The organism is Myxococcus stipitatus DSM 14675 (assembly GCF_000331735.1).
In the GTDB taxonomy this organism is placed as follows: domain Bacteria; phylum Myxococcota; class Myxococcia; order Myxococcales; family Myxococcaceae; genus Myxococcus; species Myxococcus stipitatus.
On record NC_020126.1, the window covers coordinates 6,398,697 to 6,422,647 of the forward strand.

The window sequence follows — 23,951 nt, forward strand, 5'->3', positions numbered from 1 at the left end:
TACGAAGCGCCACGCGACCTCAATCAGGAGCCTCTGTCATGACCGCTGTCACTCCGCACCAGAAGCAGGACCACGCCGTCGCCGACCTCTCGCTCGCCAGCTGGGGACGCAAGGAGATCAAGATCGCCGAGAGCGAGATGCCCGCGCTCATGGCCATCCGCGACGAGTACGCCAAGCAGCAGCCCCTCAAGGGCGCGCGCGTCACCGGCTCGCTGCACATGACCATCCAGACGGCCGTGCTGGTGGAGACCCTCCAGGCGCTCGGCGCCCAGGTGCGTTGGGCGTCGTGCAACATCTTCTCCACCCAGGACCACGCCGCCGCCGCGCTCGTCGCCAACGGCACCCCGGTGTTCGCCCACAAGGGTGAGACGCTCAAGGAGTACTGGGACTTCACCCACCGCATCTTCGAGTTCGGCCCCGCGGGCAGCGACCACGAGGGTCCGAACATGATCCTGGACGACGGTGGCGACGCGACGCTGCTCATGCACCTGGGCAAGCGCGCGGAGAAGGACCTCAGCGTCATCTCCAACCCCACCAGCGAGGAGGAGCGGGAGCTCTACGCGTCCATCAAGGCGAAGCTGGCCGAGGACGCCACCTGGTACACCCGCAAGGCGGCCAAGATCATGGGCGTCACGGAGGAGACGACGACGGGCGTCCACCGTCTCCAGGAGATGTCCAACAAGGGCACGCTGCTCTTCCGCGCCATCAACGTCAACGACAGCGTGACGAAGAGCAAGTTCGACAACCTGTACGGCTGCCGTGAGTCGCTGGTGGACGGCATCAAGCGCGCCACGGACGTGATGATCGCCGGGAAGATCGCCGTCGTCGCGGGCTATGGCGACGTGGGCAAGGGCTCCGCCCAGGCGCTGCGCGCGCTGTCCGCCCAGGTGTGGGTGACGGAGATCGACCCCATCTGCGCGCTCCAGGCCGCGATGGAGGGCTTCCGCGTCGTCACCATGGACTACGCCGCGGACAAGGCCGACATCTTCGTCACCGCCACGGGCAACAAGAGCGTCATCACCCACGACCACATGGCGCGGATGAAGGACCAGGCCATCGTGTGCAACATCGGCCACTTCGACAATGAGATCGAGGTCGCCTCCCTGGAGAAGTACAAGTGGGAGGAGATCAAGCCCCAGGTCGACCACATCATCTTCCCGGACAACAAGCGCATCATCCTGCTCGCCAAGGGCCGGTTGGTGAACCTGGGCTGCGGCACGGGCCACCCCAGCTACGTGATGTCCAGCTCCTTCGCGAACCAGACCATCGCGCAGATCGAGCTGTACTCGCACAGCGACAAGTACCAGGTGGGCAAGGTGTACGTGCTGCCCAAGCACCTGGATGAGAAGGTCGCCCGCCTCCAGCTCAAGAAGCTCAACGCCCAGCTCACCGAGCTGAGCGAGGAGCAGGCCTCGTACATCGGCGTCAAGAAGACCGGTCCGTACAAGCAGGAGACCTACCGCTACTAGGCCTCCTCCCCCGCCCCCTGGACAGTGCTCTCCAGGGGGCGTTCCGCCCAGAAAGAGCGCGGCAAGCCTCGACGGATGGCGTATGGAGGCCCCCATGGCGCGGAACATTGATGGAACCGAAATCAGCCGGGTGATGCGGGCCGAGATGGCCCAGCAGGTCGCGGACCTCCAGGCCCAGGGCGTCACTCCCGGACTCTCCGTGGTGCTCGTGGGCAACAACCCGGCGAGCCAGGCCTATGTGTCCAGCAAGACACGCGCGTGCGAGACGCTGGGCATGAAGGGGCAGACGCTCCACCTGCCCGAGGACGTCTCCACCGAGGACCTGTTCGCCGCCATCGACCGGCTCAACGCCGACGCGTCGGTCCACGGCATCCTGGTGCAGCTCCCGCTCCCCGCGCACCTGCCCTACAAGGCCGTGCTGGAGCACATCCACCCGGACAAGGACGTGGACGGCTTCCACCCGCGCAACGCGGGCCTGGCCTTCGTCGGAGACCCGCGCGCCTTCGTGCCCTGCACCCCCGCGGGCATCCTGGAGATGCTGCGCCGGGAGGACATCCCCACGCGCGGCAAGCACGTGGTCATCGTGGGGCGCAGCCTCATCGTCAGCAAGCCCCTGGCGTCCCTGCTGATGGCGCCCGGCCCGGACGCCACCGTCACCATCACCCACCGCCACACGCCCGACCTGGCCTCCTTCACGCGGCAGGCGGACATCCTCATCGTCGCGGTGGGCAAGCAGAACCTCATCACCGCGGACATGGTGAAGCCGGGCGTCGTGGTCATCGACGTGGGGCAGAACCGCGTCGAGGACCCGGGCTCGCCCCGGGGCTACCGGATGGTGGGCGACGTGGACTTCGACGCCGTCAGCCAGGTCGCTCAGGCCATCACCCCCGTCCCCGGTGGCGTGGGCCCGATGACCATCACCATGCTCCTGGCGAACACGATTCAGTCCGCGCGACAGGCGCTCCAGGCCCGCGCGCCGTAACCCGTGGAACTCACGGGCCTCCCCGGGCCCGTTGCGCAGAAAATCGGGGGTCGGGGTGAATACGAAGGCGGCATTTCTGTCGAGATGCGCACGTTTCGCCCGGCGCGCGGGGCCGGACCGCGTCGTCTCCTGGACGTCCCCCACATGAAGACCTCCGTCCCTGCCCTGCTTGGACTCTGTCTCTGGCTCGCCACGCCCGGCGCCGTGCTGGCCGCGGAGCCCCGCGCGCTCGACTTCACCCAGGGGCTGCTGCTGGCCCGCTTGAAGGAGCGCACGGCCGTGGCCGCGCGAGCCCAGGCCGAGGGTGGCCGCTCGCGTGCGTTCAACATCGACATGGGTGAATCCGAGGACGGCATCCCCATGCATGTGTGGTTGGTGCCCTTGATCCTCACGGGCGTGGGGCTCGTCACGGGCATCACCGCCTGCGCCGCGGACTACACGAACGACGACTTCTGCCAGCGAAGCATCCTCACGGGCCTGGTGGTGGGAGCGGGCCTGGGGTTGGGGTATCTCGGACTCGTCGCCGACTCAGACACCGACGACCTCAGTGGTGAGTTCAGCCGCCGACGCTCGCCCCGGGATTCTCGCAAGGGACAGTTCGGCCTCCCGCTCGGAATGGCCCCGTCCATGGGCGTGGTCCAGGACCGCGCCGTGGTGGGGCTCGGCGGTCACTTCTGACGCTCCCACCGAGAGCCTCCTCGCAATCCCAGACACCTGTCGCGCATGGTCCTCCGAGATTCCTCGGGGGGTATGGGTCCTCCAGGAAGGAATACCCCATCCCCACCGGTTCGCGGATACTCGGCCCGTCCGTCCCAGGTCAGTCCAACCGGATTCCCAAGGAGGCTCCCGGTGAGCCAGGAAGCATTCATCTACGACGCTGTCCGTACTCCGCGAGGCAAGGGCAAGAAGGGCGCGCTGCACGGCACCAAGCCCCTGTCGCTGCTGGTGGGCCTGGTGAACGCGCTCAAGAAGCGCCACCCGAACCTGGACCCGAAGCACATCGACGACGTGGTGCTGGGCATCGTCTCGCCCGTCGGTGACCAGGGCGCGGACATCGCGCGCACGCTGGTGCTGGCCGCGGGCCTCCCGGAGACGGTGGGCGGCGTGCAGCTCAACCGCTTCTGTGCCTCCGGCCTGACGGCGGTGAACATGGCCGCCCAGCAGGTGCGCTCCGGCTGGGAGCAGATGGTCATCGCCGGCGGCGTGGAGAGCATGTCCCGCGTCCCCATGGGCTCCGACGGCGGCGCATGGGCCATGGACCCCGCCACCAACTACGACACCTACTTCGTGCCCCAGGGCATCTCCGCGGACCTCATCGCGACGCTGGAGGGCTTCACCCGCGAGGACGTGGACCGCTACGCCGCCGAGTCCCAGGCTCGCGCCGCCCACTCCTGGGCCCAGGGCTACTTCAACAAGTCCGTGGTCCCCGTCGTCGACCAGAACGGCCTCACCATCCTGGACCGCGACGAGCACATGCGGCCGGAGACGACGGTGGCGTCACTGGGCCAGCTGAGCCCCTCCTTCGCGGGCATGGGCGAGATGGGCGGCTTCGACGCCGTGGCGCTCCAGAAGTACCACGCGGTGGAGCGCATCGAGCACATCCACACGCCGGGCAACTCCTCCGGCATCGTCGACGGCGCGGCGCTGGTGCTCATCGGCTCCGAGAAGGCGGGCAAGGCCATGGGCCTCAAGCCGCGCGCGCGCATCGCCGCGGTGGCCACGTCCGGCGCCGAGCCCACCATCATGCTCACCGGCCCTCTGCCGGCCACGCGCAAGCTGCTGGACCTGGCCGGGCTGTCCGTGAAGGACATCGACCTGTTCGAGCTCAACGAGGCCTTCGCTTCCGTGGTCCTCAAGTACCAGAAGGACCTGGGCATCCCCGGCGACAAGCTCAACGTCAACGGCGGCGCCATCGCCATGGGCCACCCGCTGGGTGCCACCGGCGCGATGATCCTGGGGACCATGGTGGACGAGTTGGAGCGGAGAGATGCCCGCCGCGCCGTCATCACCCTGTGCGTCGGTGGTGGCATGGGCGTGGCCACCCTCATCGAGCGCGTCTGACCTCTTTCCGACTCCCTTTCGACAAGATTCGAGCGAATCCCATGAGCGAGCAGAACACCATCCGCTGGGAACAGGATGCCGACGGCATCGTCCTCTTGACGATGGACGACCCGAACCAGTCCGCCAACACGATGAACGCCGCGTACATCGCGTCCATGCGTGCGACCGTGAACCGGCTGGCCCAGGAGAAGGCCACCATCACCGGCGTCATCCTCACGTCCGCCAAGAAGACCTTCTTCGCCGGCGGAGACCTCAAGGACCTGTTGCGCATCCGCAAGGAGGACGCGAAGCAGGCCTTCGAGTTCGGGCAGGAGATCAAGGCGCAGCTGCGCGTGCTGGAGACGCTGGGCAAGCCCGTCGTCGCCGCCATCAACGGCGCGGCGCTGGGCGGCGGGCTGGAGATTGCCCTCGCGTGTCACCGCCGCATCGTCGCCGACGTGAAGGGCGCGCAGATTGGCCTGCCGGAAGTGACGCTGGGCCTGTTGCCCGGTGGCGGCGGCGTGGTGCGCACCGTGCGCATGCTGGGCATCGTGGACGCGATGATGAAGGTGCTGCTCCAGGGCCAGCGCTACCGTCCCAAGGAGGCCCAGGAGGTGGGCCTGGTGCATGAGGTGGTGGACTCCGTGGAGGCGCTCCTGCCCGCGGCCAAGGCGTGGGTGAAGGCGAACCCGAGCGCGCAGCAGCCGTGGGACGCCAAGGGCTACAAGATTCCGGGCGGCACGCCGTCCTCGCCCGGCCTGGCGACCAACCTGCCCGCCTTCCCCGCCAACCTGCGCAAGCAGATCAAGGGCACGAACCTGCCCGCCCCGCGCGCCATCATGGCCGTGGCGGTGGAGAGCACGCAGGTGGACGTGGACACCGCGTTCACCATCGAGTCGCGCTACTTCACCGAGCTCGTCACGGGCCAGGTCGCGAAGAACATGATTCAGGCGTTCTTCTTCGACATGCAGCACATCAACTCCGGCGGCGGCCGCCCCAAGGGCCATCCGCAGCACACCGCGAAGAAGGTGGGCGTGCTGGGCGCGGGGATGATGGGCGCGGGCATCGCCTACGTGTGCGCCAAAGCGGGCATCGACGTGGTGCTCAAGGACGTGAGCCAGGCCGCCGCGGACAAGGGCAAGCAGTACTCCGTCAAGCTCGTGGAGAAGGGCGTCCAGAAGGGCAAGACGACGAAGGAGAAGGGCGACGCGCTGCTGGCGCGAATCACCCCCACCTCGGACCCGGCGGCGCTCCAGGGCTGCGACCTGGTCATCGAGGCCGTCTTCGAGAGCGTGGAGCTCAAGCACAAGGTCTTCCAGGAGGTCCAGGGCGTCGTGGCCCCGGACGCGGTGCTGGCGTCCAACACCTCCACGCTGCCCATCACCCAGCTGGCGGAAGGGGTGAAGCGCTCGGAGGACTTCGTGGGCATGCACTTCTTCTCCCCCGTGGACAAGATGCCGCTGCTGGAGCTCATCGCGGGCAAGAAGACGAGCGACGCCACGCTGGCGAAGGCCATCGACATCGCGGTGCAGATCGGCAAGACGCCCATCGTCGTCAATGACAGCCGGGGCTTCTTCACCAGCCGCGTCATCGGCACGTTCCTCAACGAGGCCATCGCCATGGTGGGCGAGGGCCTGGCCCCCGCGTCCATCGAGCAGGCGGGACTCCAGGCGGGCTACCCCGCCGCGCCGCTGTCCCTCATGGACGAGCTCACGCTGACGCTGCCGCGCAAGATCCGCCAGGAGACGAAGGCGGCCGTGGAGGCCTCCGGCCAGACGTGGGTGGAGCACGGCAGCGCCACGGTCATCGACGCGCTGATTGACCAACATGGGCGCAAGGGCCGCTCCACCGGTGGTGGCTTCTACGACTACGCGGACGACAAGCGCACGGGCTTGTGGCCGGGCCTCGCCCAGCACTTCACCCGCGCGGGCCACACCATCCCCTTCGAGGACATGAAGGACCGGATGCTATTCGCCGAGGCCATCGACACGGTGCGCTGCTTCGACGAGGGCGTGCTGCGCTCGGCGGCGGACGCCAACATCGGCTCCATCCTGGGCATCGGCTTCCCACCCTGGACGGGCGGCGTGGTCCAGTTCATCAACGGCTATGAGGGCCCCACCGGCACCAGCCTGAAGGGCTTCATCCTCCGGGCGCGAGAGCTGGCGGAGCGCTATGGCAAGCACTTCCTGCCCCCCGCGTCGCTCGTCGAGAAGGCCGAGCGAGGCGAGCTGCTGAAGTAGTCACTCCCACCCCGTGACGGGCTCGACAGGGCCCGTCACGGCGGTTGCCTATCAGTCCCTTTCAAACCTGACAGCTCCTCAACCCAGGCTTTTCCAGTCATAATGACTGGCATCGCTGTCGAGGAGGCTCGTGATGTTCAACGTCATGCAGGTCGCAAGGCAGCTGAAGAGCGCGGTGCTGGCGGACCCGGAGCGCTTCTACTCCAACGAGACGGGCGCCTGGGTCACCGGCCTCCCCAAACCCCAAGACATCCAGGTCGTCACGGGCCGGGAGCCCTTCTGGATAAACCTGGGCTACTGGCGCGACGTGGAGCGGGTGGACGAGACGAACTGCGAGCGGGTGGGTGAGCTGTTCATGGACGCCCAGGCGCAGATGGCCCACCTGCTCGCACGAACGGCGCGGTTGAGCGAGCACGACTCGGTGCTGGACTGTGGGTTTGGCTATGCGGACCAGGACATCCTCTGGGCGGAGGAATACCGTCCCGCGCGAATCATTGGCATCAATGTCACCCCCAACCAGGTCCGCATCGGCCAGGAGCGCGTCAAGCTCACGGGGTTGGACACCGTGGTGCGGTTGGAATTGGGCTCGGCGACACGGATTCCGTATGGCTCCGGCGAGTTCGACGTCGCCTTCGCCCTGGAGTCCGCCATGCATTTCCGGACGCGCGGCGACTTCCTGCGCGAGGCCTTCCGGGTGCTGCGGCCGGGCGGACGTCTGGTGATGGCGGACATGTGCCAGAAGACGGACCGCGAGTCGGGCAGCGGGCTGCGCCGCCGCCTGCGGCACCGCTACTGGCGGGGCCGGATGGCCTTTCCGGAGGCCAATGTCTGGACCACGCAGCGCTACCTCACGGAGCTGCGGGAGGTGGGCTTCCAGAAGGTGCGGCTGGAGTCCATCGCGTCGGATGTCTACCCCGCCGTCAACACGGCGCTGGCGGCGCTGCGAGGCATGACGGCCGCGGAGCGCAAGCCGGGCGACATCACGGTCGCCAAGGTGCGGGAGGACGTGCGGCGCGCGCGGCAGATGGAGTTCGAACAGCTCCAATGGCTGACGCTGTTCAACTGCGACGAGTACGCCATCGTCCACGCGGAGAAGCCCTGAGCGGGCTTCCGCCGCGCGGTCACCTCAGACGAGGGAGGCGACGTAGAAGTGGGTGGGCAGGTGGACGACGAGGGCCTCGTGAATCTCGCCGCACACCGCCAGCCCCGGACGCGGGAAGATGCCCGCGGGGGCTTCCGCGAAGCGGATGGAGGAGCGTCCGCTGTCGAAGATGGTGGCCGCCGCGGTGAAGTCCCCGACGATGACCTGCCCCGGGTCCACCATGCGCGCCCGTGCGATGCGCACACCCATGCTGGTCAGGTCCGCGAGCAGGCCGCCCTTCCCCACGAAGTACCGGTAGTAGTCCGCGGGGTTGACGAGGATGCCATCCGCGCTGCCGCCCATCTGCTCCACCCTGTCACATGCGGCCAGGAGTGAGGAGACGGGGTCCGAGCGCGCGGGGAGCCGGGCGACGCCCGGTGTCTCCAGGATGCCACGCACGCGGTCTCCCCCACGGCCCCGGGCGAGCGCCTGGTTCTCCGCCGTGCACAGCCGCACCAGCAGGCGGAAGTCGATGAAGGTCGCCAGCGTCTCCGGGTCATCCAGCAGCGCCGGAGGGACTTGAATCCACGCGGTCGTCGGCTTGAGGACGGCCAGGTCCGTGTGGAACTCGAAGGCCGCCTCGGGGCGAAGTCCCACGTCCTCGACGGACGCCGCGAGGGGACCGTCCGGGGGCTTCTCGTGCCAGTACTTCACCTTGGCGCCGTCTGCCTTCACCACCTTGAACAGCCCACGCACGGCGATGCGCGGGCGTCGCTTGAAGCCAGGGAAGGCCTCCGTGATGGTGTGTGAGAACTCCACCGAGGCGTTCTTCCCTTGAAGGGCGACGGCCTGGGCAAAGACTCTTCCGGGAGAGGGGGCAGGCGCTTCCGCTGTCTCGTTCGCGCTCATGGTGACCTCGGGCTACTCGCCCCAGTCCTCCTCCACCTCGGGCGCCTCTTCGAGCCGCAGCGGGTTGAGCCCCACCACCTCGAGCTCTCCGTCACAACCCGAGCACGTGAGCACCTCGCCCTGCACGCGGCCCTCGCCATCGATGGGCTGAGCACACGTGGGGCACCGCGCCTGCTCGGCCGAGTCCGATTGCTTCGTCAGTGCATGCATGGCCTTTGCTCCTCCTCCAACCGCCGGCGCGTGCAGTCTGTGGGCCTTCCCCGTCATCGTCAAGACAAGCCGGGGAAGGCACGTGAATGCAGCAAGGCCGAATTTCTCAGCTATTTCAAAACATGAATCCCAGCGGTGGCACGGCCGTGACCTGCCGGGTCGATACACGTGTGCCCGAGACGTCGTGCGTCTCAAGCGGACTCGCGCCGGGGACGTCCGCGCGTGTGAATGCGCGCCAGGGCCTCGCGCAGAATCGTCGCGACCTGCTGGACGACCGGAGGACGCAGCAAGGCGTAGTGGTCTCCCGGGAGCGCATGGGTTTCCACACCTCCTCCCGCCAACAGCTCCCACTCGTGGGGGCGCGGCGACTCGCTCGACTCGAGCGAGAGCACTTCACCGGCGCAGGGCCGGGGCACATGGCGCCAGGCGGCCTCGAGGTTGGACTCGAACACATTTCGCAACGCGGAGAGGCTCGCCTCCGGAAGCGCCGCCGCCGCGCGCCCCGCGGTCTCCAGCGCATGGAGTGCCTCCGCCGCGGACATTCGCGCGAGCGTGTCCTCCGAGCACGGCAGGTCCGCGCCCGCCGCGCGCAGCAGGTCCTTGAAGAAGCGCGCGCCCAAACGCTCGGGCCGCAACTCCTCCGCGTCCACCGTCTCGGGGCGAGCGTAGGCGTCGATGAGGAACAGCAGCGCCACGTCGTCACCCTGCTCCCGGAGCCGCCGCGCCACCTCGAAGGCGAGCACGCCGCCCATGGACCAGCCTCCGAGGAGGTAGGGCCCTTGAGGCTGCACGGTGCGAATCGTCTGGAGGTGATGGACCGCCAGCGCCTCCACGGTGTCGAGCGGACGCGCCTCGCCGTCGACTCCGGGGGCCTGCAAGCCGAAGAATGGCTGGTCGTGCTCCTGCCCATGCGCGAGCTCCGCGTAGGCGAGCACCGTTCCTCCCACCGGATGGATGCAGAAGAAGGGACGCTTCGTCCCGCCGCTTCGCAGCGCCACCCAGGTCGAGTGGGGTCCAGGCTCGCGTCCCAGCCGCTCCGCGAGCCTCGCGACGGTGGGCGACTCGAACAGGAGACGCACCGGCAGGTCGCGGCCGAGGGCTTGTCGCAGCCTCGACATGGCCCGCGTGGCCAGCAGTGAGTGGCCCCCCCTCTCGAAGAAGTGGTCCTCGCGCCCCATCCGCTCCAGCCCCAGCAGCGGTGCGAGCACGTCCGCCACCACCTGCTCCATCGCGGTGCGCGGCGCCGAGGACGTCTCTCCCGACACCTCCGCCCTCGGCGAAGGGAGCACCTTCCTGTCCAGCTTCCCGTTCGGCGTGAGCGGGAGCACGGGCAGCGACACGAAGGCCGACGGCACCATGTACTCCGGCAGCCGGGCTCGAGCGTGGGCTCGCAAGTCCTGGACCGAGCCCCCCTCGCGCTCCGACGGCACGACGTACGCGACGAGCCAGCGGCCTCCTGGCCCATCGTCTCGCGCGAGCACCGCGACCTCCCGGACACCGGGATGCGCCCGGAGCGCGGTCTCGACTTCACCCAGCTCGATGCGAAAGCCTCGGAGCTTCACCTGCCCATCCAGTCGGCCCGCGAACTCGAGCGACCCATCCCCCCGGTAACGAACCCGGTCTCCCGTCCGATACAGCCGGGCCCCCGGCTCCGCGCTGAAGGGATGCGGGACGAAGCGCTCCGCCGTCAGCTCCGGCCCGCGCTGATAGCCCCAGGCCAGCCCATCGCCGCCGGTGTACAGCTCGCCCCAGACGCCCACGGGGACACACGCGAGGGACGCATCCAACACGTAGACCTGCGTGTTCGCGATGGGCCTTCCAATGGACAGCGAGGGGGCGTCCACCTGCCCGAGCTCCTCGAGCACCTGCGTCGTGGTGAACGTGGTGTTCTCCGTGGGGCCATAGCCGTTGACCACCTTCCCGCCACGCTCCAGCCGCGCGCGCACCGCCGCCGGGGACACCACATCGCCCCCGGTGAGGACCTGCCGCACGGCCGCCAGTGCCTCCGGGCGAGTCGACATGACCTGCTCGAAGAGGGCCGCCGTCAGCCACAACGTCGTGATGCCATGCTTCACGAGCGCCGCCTCCAGCTCCTCCACCGTGGGCGCCTGCTCGGAAGACACCACCAGCTTCCCGCCGTTGAGCAGCGGTCCCCACAGCTCCAGCGTCGCCGCGTCGAACGAGATGGGCGCGAGCTGGAGGAAGACCTCTCCGGGCCCCAGCGCCACGAAGCGACTGCCCTTCACCAGACGCACCACGCCGCGATGCGGGATGCAGACGCCCTTCGGTCGGCCGGTCGACCCGGACGTGTACATCACGTAGGCCAGCGCCAACGCGGGGACCCCCACCGCGGGGCTCTCCTCGCTCTCGCCCGAGCAGGCCCTCCCCGAGGGCTCCAGCTCGACCACGTCCACGCCGAAGGGAGGCAGCACCGAGCGCAACGAGGACTGGACGAGCAGCACCTTCAGCCCCGCGTCCTCACACATGAACGACAGTCGCTCCACCGGATAGGACGGGTCGAGCGGCACATAGGCGCCTCCCGCCTTGAGGATGCCGAGCGTCGCCACCACCATCTCCAGCGAGCGCCGGGTGAAGAGTCCCACGCGGCTTCCAGGCTCCACCCCCTGGCGACGCAGGTGATGCGCCAGCTGATTCGCTCGCCGGTTCAGCTCGGCGAAGGTGAGGCGTGCCCCCTCGAACTCCACCGCAATGGCGTCCGGCGTGAGCACCGCCTGCGCCTCGAACAGCTCATGGATGCTCGCGTCGCGTGGATACGCCGCCCGCGTGTCGTTCCACGCCCCCAGGAGGCGCGCGCGCTCCGGCTCGCTCACGAGTGGAAGCTCGGACACCCGCAGCTCGGGCCTCGCCACCACGGCCTCGAGCACGCGCACGTACGCCTCCGCCCACCGCGACACCGTCTCCTCGTCGAAGAGGTCCGTGTTGAACTCCCAATAGGTCACGAGCCCACGCGCGCTCTCGCGTGCGAACAACGTGACGTCGAACTTGGACACCCCTGGCTCCAAAGGGACGTCCGCGACCTCCACCCCCGGCAACACCAGCGCGGCGGAGGGCGCTCCCTCGAGCACGAAGGCCACCTGGAACAGCGGCGAGCGGCTGGAGTCCCGCTCGAGGTGAAGTGCTTCCACCACCTGCTCGAAAGGGACGTCCTGGCGCGAGAAGGCGCCCAGGCACATCGCCTTCACCCGGCCGCACAGCTCCTGGAACGAGACGTCGTCCACCCGCGTGCGCAACGCGAGCATGTTGGCGAAGAAGCCAATCAGCCCCTCCAGGTGGCGATGGCCACGGCCCCCGAACGGCGAGCCGACGACGATGTCCCGCTGGCCGCTGTAGCGCGCCAGCAGCGCCTGGAAGCCCGCCAGCAGCGTCATGAACAGCGTGACGCCCTCCTTCCGACTCAGCGCTCGCAGCCGCCCTTCCAGCCCCTCCGGCAGCGGCCTCCACTTCAAGGCCCCTCGGAAGGTCTGCACCGCGGGCCTCGCGCGGTCCGCGGGCAGTTCCAACACCCCGGGCGCCTCCGCCAGCGCCTGCGTCCACCACTTCAGCTGCGTCTCCAGCACCTCCCCCTGCAACCACTCCCCCTGCCACCGCGCGTAGTCCGCGTACTGCACCTCCAACCTCCGCGCCCCCTTCACCTTCGCCCCGTACTCCTCCGAGACCTCCTTCTCCAACAACCCCACCGCCCCCCCGTCGAACACGATGTGATGCACCACCCACACGAGGACGTGGTCGTCCGTTCCCACCTTCAGCAGCCGCACCCGCAACAGCGGCCCTCGCTCCAGGTCGAACGCGCGTCTCGCCTCCTCCTCCACCCGCCGCGTCACGTCCCCTTCCCCCACCTCCTCCACACGCCACTCCAGCGCCGCCTCTTCGTGGATGCGCTGGACAGGCCGGCCCTCCTCCTCACCGAACGTCGTGCGCAGGACCTCGTGCCGCGTCACCACCGCGAGGAACGCTTCCTTCAACACGCTCACGTCCAGCGGCCCCTTCAGCCTCGCGGCGAAGGGCGCGTTGTAGGAGGTCCCTCCCGCATCGAGCTGTGACAGGAACCACAGTCGCTGCTGCGCGAAGGACTGCGGCACCACTCCGGAATGCGGCTGGTGCACCAACGGCGGCCGACGTCCCGCGCGCTCCACCTTGTTCGGGAGCGAGGGCTCGCGCTGCGTCATGACGGACCTCGAGTCGTCGCGAAGCCCTGGGTCCTCGACGGACGCGGGGCCTCCACGTGAGAGGCGGGAACGAAGAAGGGACGGTGCGACTCAGGCCACGCGAGTCCTGGGCCGGAGGCTTCCTTCCGCCCTCCACCCGCGCCTGCGCTCCATCAGCGAGCGCGGAGGCCTTCGCCAGACACCGTGGCCAGCACTCCAGCCACCCCCGCTGAGAGATGCCCGGTGCCACGACCCCACACCGTTCGTGGCGATGATGGTGGGAACCCCGTATGGCCTTGGATTGAGAGGGTTGTCGCCCACGACCTTGTTGGGGATGGACTCTCTCTGTCGCAAGTCCGCCTGGGTGACGAGAAGTGTCTTCACGGACGCTCCCTCACGATGGGTTGCGCGCACTCTGCATCATGCCGACGGGCGTGTGAAGGCAATCACAACCAACACGCCCAGCCGGTTACCAACCCAGAAGAATAATCACCCCCGATTGCCTTCAACCACACCTGCCGACACTCCTGGCTTTGCCAGACACGGAAACAAGTCGTATCCAGGGGCGCCCTTCCGGGGTCGAACCGCGGGCCTGGGCTGTGGGCGAGGCGGAAAAAACACGGCGGCCGGGTGAGACACCCGACCGCCGGACGAAGACCTCAGGAGCTCAGGACTTCAGGACTGGACGCGCAGCACGGAGCGGCCGCCGTAGCGGGCCTGCTTGCCCAGCTCCTGCTCGATGCGGATGAGCTGGTTGTACTTCGCGGTGCGGTCCGCGCGGGACAGCGAGCCGGTCTTGATCTGACCGCAGTTGGTGGCGACCGCGAGGTCCGCGATGGTCGCATCCTCGGTCTCACCGGAGCGGTGGGACATCACGGCGGTGTAGCCGGCCTTGTGCGCCATCTCCACGGCCGCCATCACCTCCGACAGCGTGCCAATCTGGTTGACCTTCACCAGGATGGAGTTGGCGATGCCGTTCTTGATGCCATCGGCCAGGCGCTTCACGTTGGTGACGAACAGGTCGTCGCCGACAATCTGCACCTTCTTGCCGATGCGGTCCGTGAGCAGCTTCCAGCCGGCCATGTCGTCCTCGGCCAGGCCGTCCTCGATGGAGACGATGGGGTACTTCGCCGCGAGGCCCTCGAGGTACTTCACGTGCTCGTCGACGGAGCGCTTCTTGCCCTCGCCCTCGTAGTCGTAGACGCCGTCCTTGTAGAACTCGCTGGCGGCGCAGTCGAGCGCCAGGCAGATGTCCTCGTTGGGGCGGTAGCCGGCCTTCTCGATGGACTTCATGATGAAGTCGAGCGCGGCCTCGGCGGAGGTGAGGTTCGGCGCGAAGCCGCCCTCGTCACCCACGTTGGTGCCGTGGCCGGCCTCGGACAGGCCCTTCTTGAGGGTGTGGAAGACCTCGGCGCCCATGCGCACCGCGTCGGCGAGCGACTTCGCTCCGACGGGCATGATCATGAACTCCTGGAAGTCGATGGCGTTGTCCGCGTGGGCGCCGCCGTTGATGATGTTCATCATCGGCACGGGCAGCAGGTTGGCGGAGACACCGCCGACATAGCGGTAGAGCGGCAGGCCCCGCGCGGCGGCGGCGGCTTTCGCCACGGCCAGCGAGACACCGAGGATGGCGTTGGCGCCCAGCTTCTTCTTGTTGGGCGTGCCGTCGAGGGCAATCATCGTCTGGTCGATTTCGAGCTGCGCTTCCGCGTTCATCCCGCGAACCGCGTTGGCCAGCTCGTTGTTGACCACGGCGACGGCCTTCTGCACGCCCTTGCCGAGGTAACGGCTCTTGTCGCCGTCGCGAAGCTCCACGGCCTCATGCGTGCCGACCGAGGCGCCTGACGGAACCGCGGCACGACCGCGCACGCCGTTCTCGAGGACGACATCGACTTCGACAGTGGGATTGCCGCGACTGTCCAGAATCTCACGGCCTACGACACCGACGATAGTAGTCATGGGCGCTTTCGTAGCGAAGCGACCCCAGTGCGTCAAGGCGGCACCGCCGTCCCGTGGGGGTGCTTCTCCCTCTCAGAAGGACAGGTGCGCCAGGGCGGTTTCCACCCAGCGATACCCCAGGTGCTCCTGCTCCCGTCGGAGGCGCGCACCGAACCGCGGGTGTTGAAGGTCCTCGAAGGGTGAGGCCTCTGGCGCGGCGAGGCACGTAAGTGCGCCCAGATGTTGTGAATCCTCCTGAGACCAGTGGGCCTCAGGCGCTCCGAGCCGCGCGCTCCGTCTGGTACTCCTCGAGGGTGAGGTTGCGCACCCGCGAGCAGCGACCTTCCTCGTTGTGGACGTAGCCCACGCTGGCCACGTACGGCTCGATGACTCGAATCTTCTGCAGCGGGGTCACGATGAGCAGCTGCAGGTCCAGGCGGCGGAAGAGCTCCAGGCCGTACGTGGCCGACTCGTCGGAGCCTCGGCCGAACGCCTCGTCAATCACGACGAAGCGGAACGAGCGCGAGCGCGTCTCTCCCCACTGCAAGCCGAACTGGTACGCGAGGCTCGCCGCCAGCACCGTGTATGCGAGCTTCTCCTTCTGACCTCCCGACTTGCCGCCCGAGTCCGCGTAGTGCTCGTGCTCCTGGTCGTCCGCGCGCCAACGCTCCGACGCGGAGAAGCTGAACCAGTTGCGCACGTCCGTCACCCGCTGCGTCCACTTCGCGTCCAGCTCCCCCTGCCCTTCGCGGCCCTGGAAGCGCTCGATGATGCGCTTCACCTCCAGGAACTTCTGCTCGGAGTAGGCGTCGTCTTCAGCGCCGGTGAGCGAGCCTTCGGTGCAGGCGCGCAGGTCCTGCTGGAACGCACGGATGTCGAGGTCCACCGTGGGCACCAGCTCCAGGACGATGTAGCGGTCCGGGTTGTAGTCGATGGCCCGCAGGGAGCGATTGATGGTCTCCACGCGCTCATGGATGTCGTGGCGCTCGCGGTGGAGCTGCGCCTGGAAGTTCGCCACCTCGCGGATGGTGTTCTCGTTCAACAGGCTCTTGAAGCGCGCCTCGAAGCGCGGCAGGTCGTCCGCGCGCAGAGAGGCCAGGAGCGTCACATACTCCGGTGCACCCTCCAGGCCCGCGCCCAGCTCCTGGGACTCCAAGGGGAACGCGGTGCGGTAGGCGTGCATCGCCGCGAGCAGGGAGTCCCGCACCCGCTCCAGCTTGCGCCCATCCCCGTCGATTCGCGCCTGGAGACGGTCTCGCACCTGCCGCTCGCGCTCGTCGCACGTGTCCGCTTCGAGGGCCGCCCCGGCGAGCACCTCTTCACTGAACCGGGCGACTCGCGGGAAGGAAGACCGGAGCGTGTCGGGGCATTCGCTCACGGTCCGCTGGCAGGCCAGGAGGAGCTTTCGTGTCGTCGCTTCTCGCTCCTCGTTTCGCGTCTGCTCCTTCTCCACGGCCTTCAGGGTCGTCTCCACCGTGGCCACGTCCTTCTCGACCGCGTCGAGCTGCCGCGAGAGCCCCTGGAGGATATCGGACTCCGCCTGGAGCGCCTTGAGCCGCTCCTCGCGCCGATGGATGTCACCCGCCACCAGACGCCAGTCGAGCTCACTGAAGTTCTCGAAGACCCCGAGCTGTCCCAGCTGCTCCGTCCGCAGCTGCAATCGCGCACACTCTTGCTCCAGTGCCGCCCACCGGGCAGAGGCGGCTTGGACTCCCAGCTCCCTTGAGCGAGCCGCGGACTCCAGGACCTTCCGCTTGGTGTCGTTCGTCCAGCCCAGCACCCAGTTCGACGGGTCGTCGATGCGGCTCCGGTCATCCTTCGAATGCCGGTCCCCGCCTGTCTTCACCTGACCCATCCGGGTGAGGGCCTGACGTGCCCGCATGAACTGCTCGGAGGTCTCACAGCAGGCGTAGTCGAACTGACGGGCCAGATGCGTCTCCAACCAGGCCGACTGCGGGGCACCTGGCTTGAATGCGAGCTTGAGCAGCAGCGACTCTGGCCGCGACGCCCCCCCGCGGGACGCGGCTTCTTCCCGGACGCGGAAGTAGACGAAGCGCGCATTCAGATGCGTGCGGTCCACCCACTGGCTTACCCGCGCATAGTCGTCGTCGGGGACGAGCAGGGAGACCCCCAGCGGGTACAGCACACGCTCGATGGCGCCCGCCCAGTCCCGCGCCTCATCGCGCACTCGCAGCAGCTCCCCCGCGAAGGGCAACCGCTCCTCGGGCAGGCCCAGGTCCGCGCACAACCTCGCGCGCAGGTGAAGGAAGCGCGCGGGGATGTTGGAGCGCTGGCGGCGCAAGACCTCCAGCTCGACCGAGACCGTCTCGTGCTCCCTCTCGAGGTCACGCAGGCGCATCGCGAGCTCGGTGCGCGAGTTCTGGGCCTCGGACAGCTCGTTCGCGGTGCGGGTGCGCTCGCGCTTGAGGTCGCGCGTGTTGGCCACGAAGACCTCCAGCTCCGTCGCCGCGGGGAGCCCCACGGCCTGGGCCATTCGCGCGTACTGGTCCGCCTTCCGCATGCGCTCGTCCCGCTCGTGCCGGCGCCGGACCAGCTCCGCCTTCTCGGTCTCCAGCCGGTCGCCTCCGTTGTCCGAGATGGACTGACGGAGCCGCTCCCTGTCGGCGAGGTGCCGCGCTCGTGTCTCCTGGATTCGCTCCGCCTTCGCGCGCAGCTTCTCGCGCTCCCCTTCCAGCTCCGCCAGCCGGGCCTCGAACAGCCCCGCCTTCCGCGCGGAGAACCACGGCCGCAGGGCCTCACGGCCCCCCTTGAGGTCCTCCAGCTCCGCGGACAGCGTGGTGAAGCGCTCGTGGTCCGCCACCAACGGCTCGAGCATCCCCGCCTGCCGCTTTGCCTTGAGCACGGCTTCGTGGGCACGGTGCAGGTCGTCGAAGTGGCCCATGAGCGCCGCCAGCCGGGACTCCACATCGAAGGGCGGCAGCATGTGCTGGCGCACGAAGTCCGTCAGGTTGCCCACGGACTTCATCGACACCGTCTGGAGGAACAGGTCCAACGCCTGCTCATTCTCCAGCCCGAAGCGCCGGCGGAACGCGGCTTGATACGGCGGAAATGTCTCATGCACCTCCCGAGCGAGCGACTTGAGGCGCTTCTTCAGCGCATTCAGGTCGGAGCCACAGCGCGAGAAGTGCTCGGAGATGGAGAGCTTCCCATCCGCGACGAGGTACAGCTTCGCCGGCTGTCCCTCCGCCTCGCGCATCCACATCACCTGCGCGAGCGTGACGTCCTGTCCGTACCCCTCATTGTGGAAGTGAGCGAGCAGCACCGAGTAGGTCGGCGCATCGCGCAGGAAGACGGGCCGAGCCCCCTGCCCCGTCTCTCCTCGCTCGGACTTGTACTGGCCTCGCACGTAGGAGCGCAGCGTGCGCTCACGCGCCTCCGCCCCCGCGGCCTTGTTGTAGGCCAGCTTCTGCGGCGGGACGAACAGCGTCACCAACCCATCCACCAGCGTCGACTTGCCCGAGCCGATATCCCCCGTGAGCAGCCCGCTCTCCCCCAGCAGGTCCAGGTGCCATGAGCGCTGGTGGAACGTGCCCCAGTTGAAGACCTCGAACCGACGAAGGCGGAACCCCGCTCGCGCGTTGGGGGTGCCGACGTCCAACAGGTCCGCCTGCAGGAGAGGACGTACCGTGCTCATTCCCGACCTCCTTGTTCCTCGATGAGTTGTGCGCGATAGGCCGCGAGCCGCTGCTCCAGCCCTTCCAGGCAGTGGGCGGTGACAAAGGCCTTGAGGATGCGGCGGACCTCGAAGGTGTCCTCCTCGGCCAGGGGCTTGAGGAACCCCAGGCCCACCGCTCGCTCGATGTCTTGATTCACGCGCTCCCCCCAGCGCACCTCGTTCGTGCCCTCCGGGAGGAACAGCCGCACCAGGTCTTGAAGCTCATGGCGGCGCATCACCAGACGCGTTCCTCCCGCCGCGGCATCCGCGTCCGCCAGGCGCTTGCGCAGGAGCGCGAGCAGCAGGCTCGAGCCATAGCCCAGCGGCCTCCGAGCGACGAGCCGAGGCAGCTCCCCGGCTCCTTCTCCCTCCGCCCGCTGGCGGAGAAAGGCGTAGCCCTCCGGCTCATCCAAAGCCAATCCCAATCCCAGCACGGACACGTGGTCACTGACCCGTGCATGCAGCTTGAGCAGGGATTGCCAGAGCGACGGGTTCTCCTCCCGGTAGACCACGCCCTTCAGGAGCGAGACGACCACCAGCGACAGGGCATCCGGGGCTTCGGCGACATGAGACATGGGAGCGGTCATCGGAGAAAGAGCACCAGGGGAAGGGTCGCGCGGCGAGGGAGCCCTCGCGCATCGGTCCAGAAGAGTTCCTGCGTCCGCGATTCGTCGACAGAGGCCTTGCGGTCCTCCGATGCAAGGCTCAGGTAGACAACGAGCTCGGCGAGGCCGTGCTCGAGGGGATGGCTGCGGACCAGGTCCGCGAGTGAGACCTGCTCACGGTCCAGGAGCGCCTGACGGACGTTCGAGCGCAGCCGTGTCTTGTCGATGTACGCGAGGTTGAAGAGCGCGTCCGAGGGCACGTCCTCCGTCGCATCCATCACCTCTTCGTCCACCATCCGTGCGCGCGACGGCGGAGCGTACAGCGGGCGCTCCAGCGGGAGGTCCAGCGTGGGCGCCAGGTCGTCCAGCTCCATGAAGGGCCCTTCCGGCGGGCTCGCTCGCAGGGCGAGGGCGTGCTTCTCGATGCCTCGCAGGACCTGGAGGATGCGGCGGTTCTCCCACCACACGCGGTCATCCAGGAAGCGGCGGAGCTGGCCGGAGAGCCTCGCCACGGTGCGCTGGGTGTGCTCGCCCGCCTCCAGCCAGTCGAAGTGGATGCGCAAGAGTCGCGGGTCGGGCTGCAGCGACTGAATCGCCGGGTGCGCGAGGATGCGCTCCAGGTTCTTCGTGAGGATGTCCTTGCGCTCGGGGGACATGAGGAAGTCCCAGAAGGCTCGGAAGCTGCGCCCCTGGTCCGAGCCGCTGATGGCGTCTCGCTCTCCCAGCACGGTCTCCAGCAGCGCCCCCCGCGTGCCTTCCCACGTGGCGATGCGCTCGCGCACCCGGCGGTCCAGCGCATGGAAGCTGTCCTCCAGGGCTCGGAAGTCGGACAGCAATCCGCGCGCGGTGTCGGACATCTGCTGGAAGCGGTCCTTGAGCGCGGACTCCTCCAGGAGGTCCAGGTGGCCCGCGCGCACCCGAGCCATCTCCGCCTCCACCTCCGCCTTGCGCCGCTCCAGCTCCGCGAGCCTCGCGCCTGGGTCCGGCTCCGTTCCCTCCGTCATCTCCTGGAGGAGATGAAACACGGTGAGCAATCGGGACTCGGTGCCCACGAAGGGTTGCTCGGTGAGCTGACTCAGCCACCGGAGGGCCCGCTCCGCCGCGGGGGTCAGGTCGAAGTGTGGCTCATCGGTGTCGGGGGGATAGAACTTGCGCAGCCACCCCGCGCTGTCGGCGGCCCACTCGTCGAGATAGACGTGGGCGGCTCGGGGAAAGGCCGTCTCCCCTCGCTGCTCGCGGAGGGCGTGGAGGTGGTCCTCCAGACGCAACACCAGCTCCCGCCGCGGGATGGCGCGGGCATTCGATGCCACGAATACCGGGTGCAGGAAGCTCGCGATGAGCGAGGCATTGCCCGCGACCAACAGCCGCCAGGCGGGGTGTTTCAGCCGCAAGGTCTCCAGCGTCGCGAAGTCCATGACGCTTCATCCATACACTTCGACTCTGACATCCCCCGGTAACCTCACAGGTGGTTGCGGTGATGCCCCTTGAACGCCCTGCCTGGTTGGTTGCCCACGTCCAAGTGGCCAGGCACCACGCCCCCTGGCGGTGGTTCAAGCTCCTGCGCGCGCGCTCAGAACCGGGGCAGCGCGAGCAGGTTGTCCTGCTTCAACGCATCGGGTTCGGTCCGGAGGTAGGGCGGATTCGCATTCACGACGGCGACCCGGACGTCCCCTGTCTTCGCGCGGACGTAGGCGTTGTTCCCCTGCGACCGGACCCACTCCACCATCGCGGAAGGAGCACTGCTGCCCTTCTTGCGCGTCCGCGGCTCGTCCCACTTGTACTCCGCGATGTGCTCCAGCCCGAGACCACCCTCCAGGTGAACCGCCGTGATGTAGCGCAGCATGACGCTCCTTTGTGTGCGGGGCGAATGAAGGCGGGGCGCCAAGGCTCCCCTTCCCTCCCGAACCTCTCCTGGACCCCCGCCTTCGCCCTGCACGATGCGCTGCTTCCGTGCGACGGTCTCTCCCCCCAAGGAGGTAGCTTCCGGCGTCTATCGCTCGAGGAAGAGTCCGGGATACAGCAGGCGGGTGGTCCGCGCGGAGTGGATGAGCACCTCCTGTTCCTCCGGGTCGTCCAGCGAGCGAAGCACCTCCGCGAGCGCCCCGACGTGGTCTCCATCCACGTCGCCGTGGCCTCGCAGGAACGTCACCGCCTCGTGGATGTTGGGAATCCTCTCCGCGGAGATGAGGCGATCCACCGTGCTCCCTGCTCGTCGCACGGCCAGCGACTCCAACACATAGGCCGTGCCGAGGAATGCCGTCGGCACTCCTTCTTGCGTCGTGAATTGGTTCCACGCGACATAGGCCTTCACGGCGCCACAGAGCGGCGTGGCCTCGACTCGCTCGACGGGCCACCCGAGGTTCCGGAGGTCCGCGAGCAACCATCGCTCGTGCCCCCGCTCCTCCGCGGACTTGCTCACGAGCAGCTCCGCCAGTGCCGGATGCAGGCCGGACTGCCGCATCCGCGTCCCCGCGATCTCCAGCAGTGGCGTGGTCCAGCGCACGTAGTGATACGTCTGCGCGAGGAAGCGGGCATACCCTTCCGAGTCAATCCGTCCCTCGAAGAGGCGCCGAGCCGAGGTGCTCGCGTCCAGCACCTCTTCGAGCACTGCGACCTCGCGCTCCAGCGCCACCACCCAGTCCGTCCTCGAAACGTCCCTCTTCTGGGTCTGCACGTCTGTCTCCTGTCCCGAGCCCCGCGAGGCTCGGTTGTCACGGGTTGAAGTGAAGGGGCGCGCCCGTGCGGACCGGGTCCACGAGCGAACCGAGGGAAGCCCGCATGGGAGCGAGGCGCGCCCCGTCGTCGGGGCGACCAGTGACGACACCGGAGGCGTCCGCGGCTCCGCGAGTCGCTCCTGACTCGCGCGGGCCCGCTCCAGGTTCGTGCCAGAACGAACGGCACCGCGTGCGGGTGAGAGGCCCCAGGGATGTGCGCCCAGAGTGGGGTCAGCCAGCCCCGGTCCGAAGCCACCTCGACGATCCGCCACGCGTCCTCCGTCTCCAGCCTGGCCAACACAATCCCATGCGACACACCGCGGCGACGGCTCTCGTCAGACACCCTCGCCTCGGAGCGGCGTCGGCGCTTCAGGATCCAGCCCTGTGCCTTCCGGGATCAGAAACCCCTGTCCACCAAGACCTCCCAGGTCGAGCTCCTGATCCAGCTCACGGCCCCAATACTCTCTCATCGCGGAGGCCATCGCCAGATCGGGCAACATCAAACGAGACGTGGCCGTTGGATCATCGTCCGCGCGGATCACCGGGTGCGCGGTGATCACCTCGCGCCTCCACACCGGACAGCAATCGCAGCTCTCCGCCAAAGACAGCCCTGCGGATGCGGACCGCGTCATCCCGCTTGCGTTAGGTGGGCACGACTCGGCAGGTCATGACTGACATGGGTCCTCTCACCGCGAGAGGGTTCAGGCGTGGTGGGTCGCATCGCCTTCATTTGTCTCATTCGGAGCCGGAGTGCACAGTGCGCCAACGCGTGTCACCCTCCCTGCCGGGCATACCACCCAGGAGGTACAGACAAACAACGAGTCTGGAAACAACCTCGGAAGGCGATGCGCACTCGCGCATGCGTCGAACTCCATGGAATGGTGGCGAATGAGCACACACGACGCGGTCATTCCAGAAGTGGAGCCATGAGCTCTCAGCGAGGTGTGGGGATGCGCTATCCAACAAGGGCGGAGCAAGAGGCACTTCACGCGAGGGTCCTCAAAGGCCGTGCCGACCCGACGGCTCCCGATGATGTCCACCGTGCATTCAACGACAAAATCATCAGTGTCTTGCGCGACAAGCTCCGTTGCAGCCAGGACGAAGCCATCGACTCCACCGTCGACGCGGTCATCACCTATCTGAAGGAGCCCAAGAGCTTCGACGCCCGTATCGGCCCTTTGTCCACCTACTTGACGCACATCGCCAAGCAAAGGGCGCGGGACCGGTTGAGAACACGAACGAAAATGGAGATTCGCGAGCAGAAATACGCGGCGGATTTCGCACTCGGGGGCCCGGCTCCGAATGGGGATCCGGAGGCCACGGTGGAAGCACATCGGTTCGCAGCACGACTGGGGCCATGGGGATTCACCCCGAAGGAGCAGAAATTCCTCTGGCTCTCATTCACAGGCGAGAGCTCCACGGAGCGCCTCGCAGAGGCCCTCGACCTCGCCCCCATGTCCAAGGAGGAACGCCAGCGAGAAGTCAAACGCCACCAGGACCGCCTGAAAAAACGCCTTGCGCGTTACGGAAGGGAGGCAGTCGATGTCATCCCCTGATTGGCTTGAAGCGGCGGCGCGGCGCAGCTCACTCGAGCCGTGGACACTGGGTCATACCTTTGAGCGGTACCGTGATTTGGAGAGCCGCACCCCGAAGCAGCTCGCCGATGAACTGGGTTGCACAGAAGAGCAGGTCAAATGGATGGCGCTCTGCCACTGCCCCCAGGACGAGGGCTTCGCCGAACAAGTGGCCCAGCTCGCGAAACGTTATGAAGTGGATCTCCGGCAGCTGACCCGGATTCTCCGACGCGTGCAGGTCATGGAAGCTCTGCGCCGCGCGAAGGCAGGCGGAAAGGGAACCCGGAAGGTCACCGTCCTGATTGCGGCGAGAGACCATTCCACTAAGGACAAGAAGAACTCATGAC

Annotated in this window: 18 protein-coding genes; 8 read left to right on the plus strand and 10 right to left on the minus strand. The window is 67.9% G+C overall.

The annotated features are described in order from the left end of the window. The first annotated feature begins 38 nt into the window (after nucleotides 1-38). The 6 genes from ahcY to MYSTI_RS24675 all read left to right on the plus strand — a co-directional run bounded on the left by ahcY (nucleotide 39) and on the right by MYSTI_RS24675 (nucleotide 7,833). The gene (gene ahcY / locus MYSTI_RS24650; RefSeq protein ID WP_015350518.1) at nucleotides 39-1,469 is read left to right on the plus strand and encodes an adenosylhomocysteinase; all 1,431 of its coding nucleotides are present in this window, start codon (nucleotides 39-41) and stop codon (nucleotides 1,467-1,469) included. A 94-nt stretch (nucleotides 1,470-1,563) separates the two neighbouring features. After that, the gene (folD, locus tag MYSTI_RS24655) at nucleotides 1,564-2,451 is read left to right on the plus strand and encodes a bifunctional methylenetetrahydrofolate dehydrogenase/methenyltetrahydrofolate cyclohydrolase FolD (RefSeq protein WP_015350519.1); all 888 of its coding nucleotides are present in this window, start codon (nucleotides 1,564-1,566) and stop codon (nucleotides 2,449-2,451) included. Nucleotides 2,452-2,595: 144 nt separating this feature from the next. Beyond that, nucleotides 2,596-3,129, plus strand: coding sequence for a hypothetical protein (locus MYSTI_RS24660; RefSeq protein WP_015350520.1), 534 nt, complete (start codon nucleotides 2,596-2,598; stop codon nucleotides 3,127-3,129). A 171-nt stretch (nucleotides 3,130-3,300) separates the two neighbouring features. Then, nucleotides 3,301-4,512: an acetyl-CoA C-acetyltransferase gene (locus MYSTI_RS24665; RefSeq protein ID WP_015350521.1), complete on the plus strand. Its 1,212-nt coding sequence runs from the start codon at nucleotides 3,301-3,303 to the stop codon at nucleotides 4,510-4,512. A 41-nt stretch (nucleotides 4,513-4,553) separates the two neighbouring features. Beyond that, complete coding sequence (locus MYSTI_RS24670) at nucleotides 4,554-6,731, plus strand: 3-hydroxyacyl-CoA dehydrogenase NAD-binding domain-containing protein (protein ID WP_015350522.1); 2,178 nt, start codon at nucleotides 4,554-4,556, stop codon at nucleotides 6,729-6,731. A 133-nt stretch (nucleotides 6,732-6,864) separates the two neighbouring features. Next, nucleotides 6,865-7,833, plus strand: coding sequence for an SAM-dependent methyltransferase (locus MYSTI_RS24675; protein ID WP_015350523.1), 969 nt, complete (start codon nucleotides 6,865-6,867; stop codon nucleotides 7,831-7,833). A gap of 24 nt (nucleotides 7,834-7,857) precedes the next feature. Here MYSTI_RS24675 and MYSTI_RS24680 read toward each other — a convergent pair whose 3' ends face one another. The 10 genes from MYSTI_RS24680 to MYSTI_RS24725 form a co-directional block, all read right to left on the minus strand. After that, nucleotides 7,858-8,721 carry a family 3 encapsulin nanocompartment shell protein gene (locus MYSTI_RS24680; protein ID WP_015350524.1) on the minus strand — a complete coding sequence of 288 codons (864 nt, stop codon included), beginning with the start codon at nucleotides 8,719-8,721 and terminating at the stop codon, nucleotides 7,858-7,860. 12 nt (nucleotides 8,722-8,733) lie between these two features. Further along, nucleotides 8,734-8,931, minus strand: coding sequence for a lysine biosynthesis protein LysW (lysW, locus tag MYSTI_RS24685; RefSeq protein WP_015350525.1), 198 nt, complete (start codon nucleotides 8,929-8,931; stop codon nucleotides 8,734-8,736). A gap of 191 nt (nucleotides 8,932-9,122) precedes the next feature. Continuing rightward, a complete protein-coding gene (locus MYSTI_RS24690) occupies nucleotides 9,123-13,118 on the minus strand; it encodes a non-ribosomal peptide synthetase (protein ID WP_015350526.1) in 3,996 nt (1,331 codons plus the stop codon). 654 nt (nucleotides 13,119-13,772) lie between these two features. Then, entirely contained in the window at nucleotides 13,773-15,056 is a 1,284-nt protein-coding gene (gene eno, locus MYSTI_RS24695; protein WP_015350527.1) for a phosphopyruvate hydratase, read from the minus strand. 250 nt (nucleotides 15,057-15,306) lie between these two features. Continuing rightward, a complete protein-coding gene (locus MYSTI_RS24700; protein WP_015350528.1) occupies nucleotides 15,307-18,690 on the minus strand; it encodes an ATP-binding protein in 3,384 nt (1,127 codons plus the stop codon). After that, a complete protein-coding gene (locus tag MYSTI_RS24705; protein WP_201768926.1) occupies nucleotides 18,687-19,286 on the minus strand; it encodes a DUF4194 domain-containing protein in 600 nt (199 codons plus the stop codon). Before MYSTI_RS24705 ends, MYSTI_RS24700 begins: the two co-directional genes overlap by 4 nt. Nucleotides 19,287-19,294: 8 nt before the next feature. Further along, nucleotides 19,295-20,731, minus strand: coding sequence for a DUF3375 domain-containing protein (locus MYSTI_RS24710; protein WP_015350530.1), 1,437 nt, complete (start codon nucleotides 20,729-20,731; stop codon nucleotides 19,295-19,297). A gap of 155 nt (nucleotides 20,732-20,886) precedes the next feature. Beyond that, nucleotides 20,887-21,159 (minus strand): DUF3892 domain-containing protein, encoded by a 273-nt coding sequence (locus MYSTI_RS24715; RefSeq protein ID WP_015350531.1) that lies wholly within the window; start codon nucleotides 21,157-21,159, stop codon nucleotides 20,887-20,889. Nucleotides 21,160-21,306: 147 nt separating this feature from the next. Then, nucleotides 21,307-21,990: an iron-containing redox enzyme family protein gene (locus tag MYSTI_RS24720; RefSeq protein WP_015350532.1), complete on the minus strand. Its 684-nt coding sequence runs from the start codon at nucleotides 21,988-21,990 to the stop codon at nucleotides 21,307-21,309. Nucleotides 21,991-22,365: 375 nt separating this feature from the next. Next, nucleotides 22,366-22,590, minus strand: coding sequence for a hypothetical protein (locus tag MYSTI_RS24725; RefSeq protein ID WP_044281328.1), 225 nt, complete (start codon nucleotides 22,588-22,590; stop codon nucleotides 22,366-22,368). A 366-nt stretch (nucleotides 22,591-22,956) separates the two neighbouring features. Here MYSTI_RS24725 and MYSTI_RS24730 point away from each other — a divergent pair, with 366 nt between their 5' ends. Further along, nucleotides 22,957-23,586 (plus strand): RNA polymerase sigma factor, encoded by a 630-nt coding sequence (locus MYSTI_RS24730; RefSeq protein WP_169558661.1) that lies wholly within the window; start codon nucleotides 22,957-22,959, stop codon nucleotides 23,584-23,586. Beyond that, nucleotides 23,573-23,950, plus strand: a complete 378-nt coding sequence (locus MYSTI_RS43275; protein WP_015350535.1) for a hypothetical protein — start codon at nucleotides 23,573-23,575, stop codon at nucleotides 23,948-23,950. Before MYSTI_RS24730 ends, MYSTI_RS43275 begins: the two co-directional genes overlap by 14 nt. The last annotated feature ends 1 nt before the right edge of the window (nucleotide 23,951 follow it).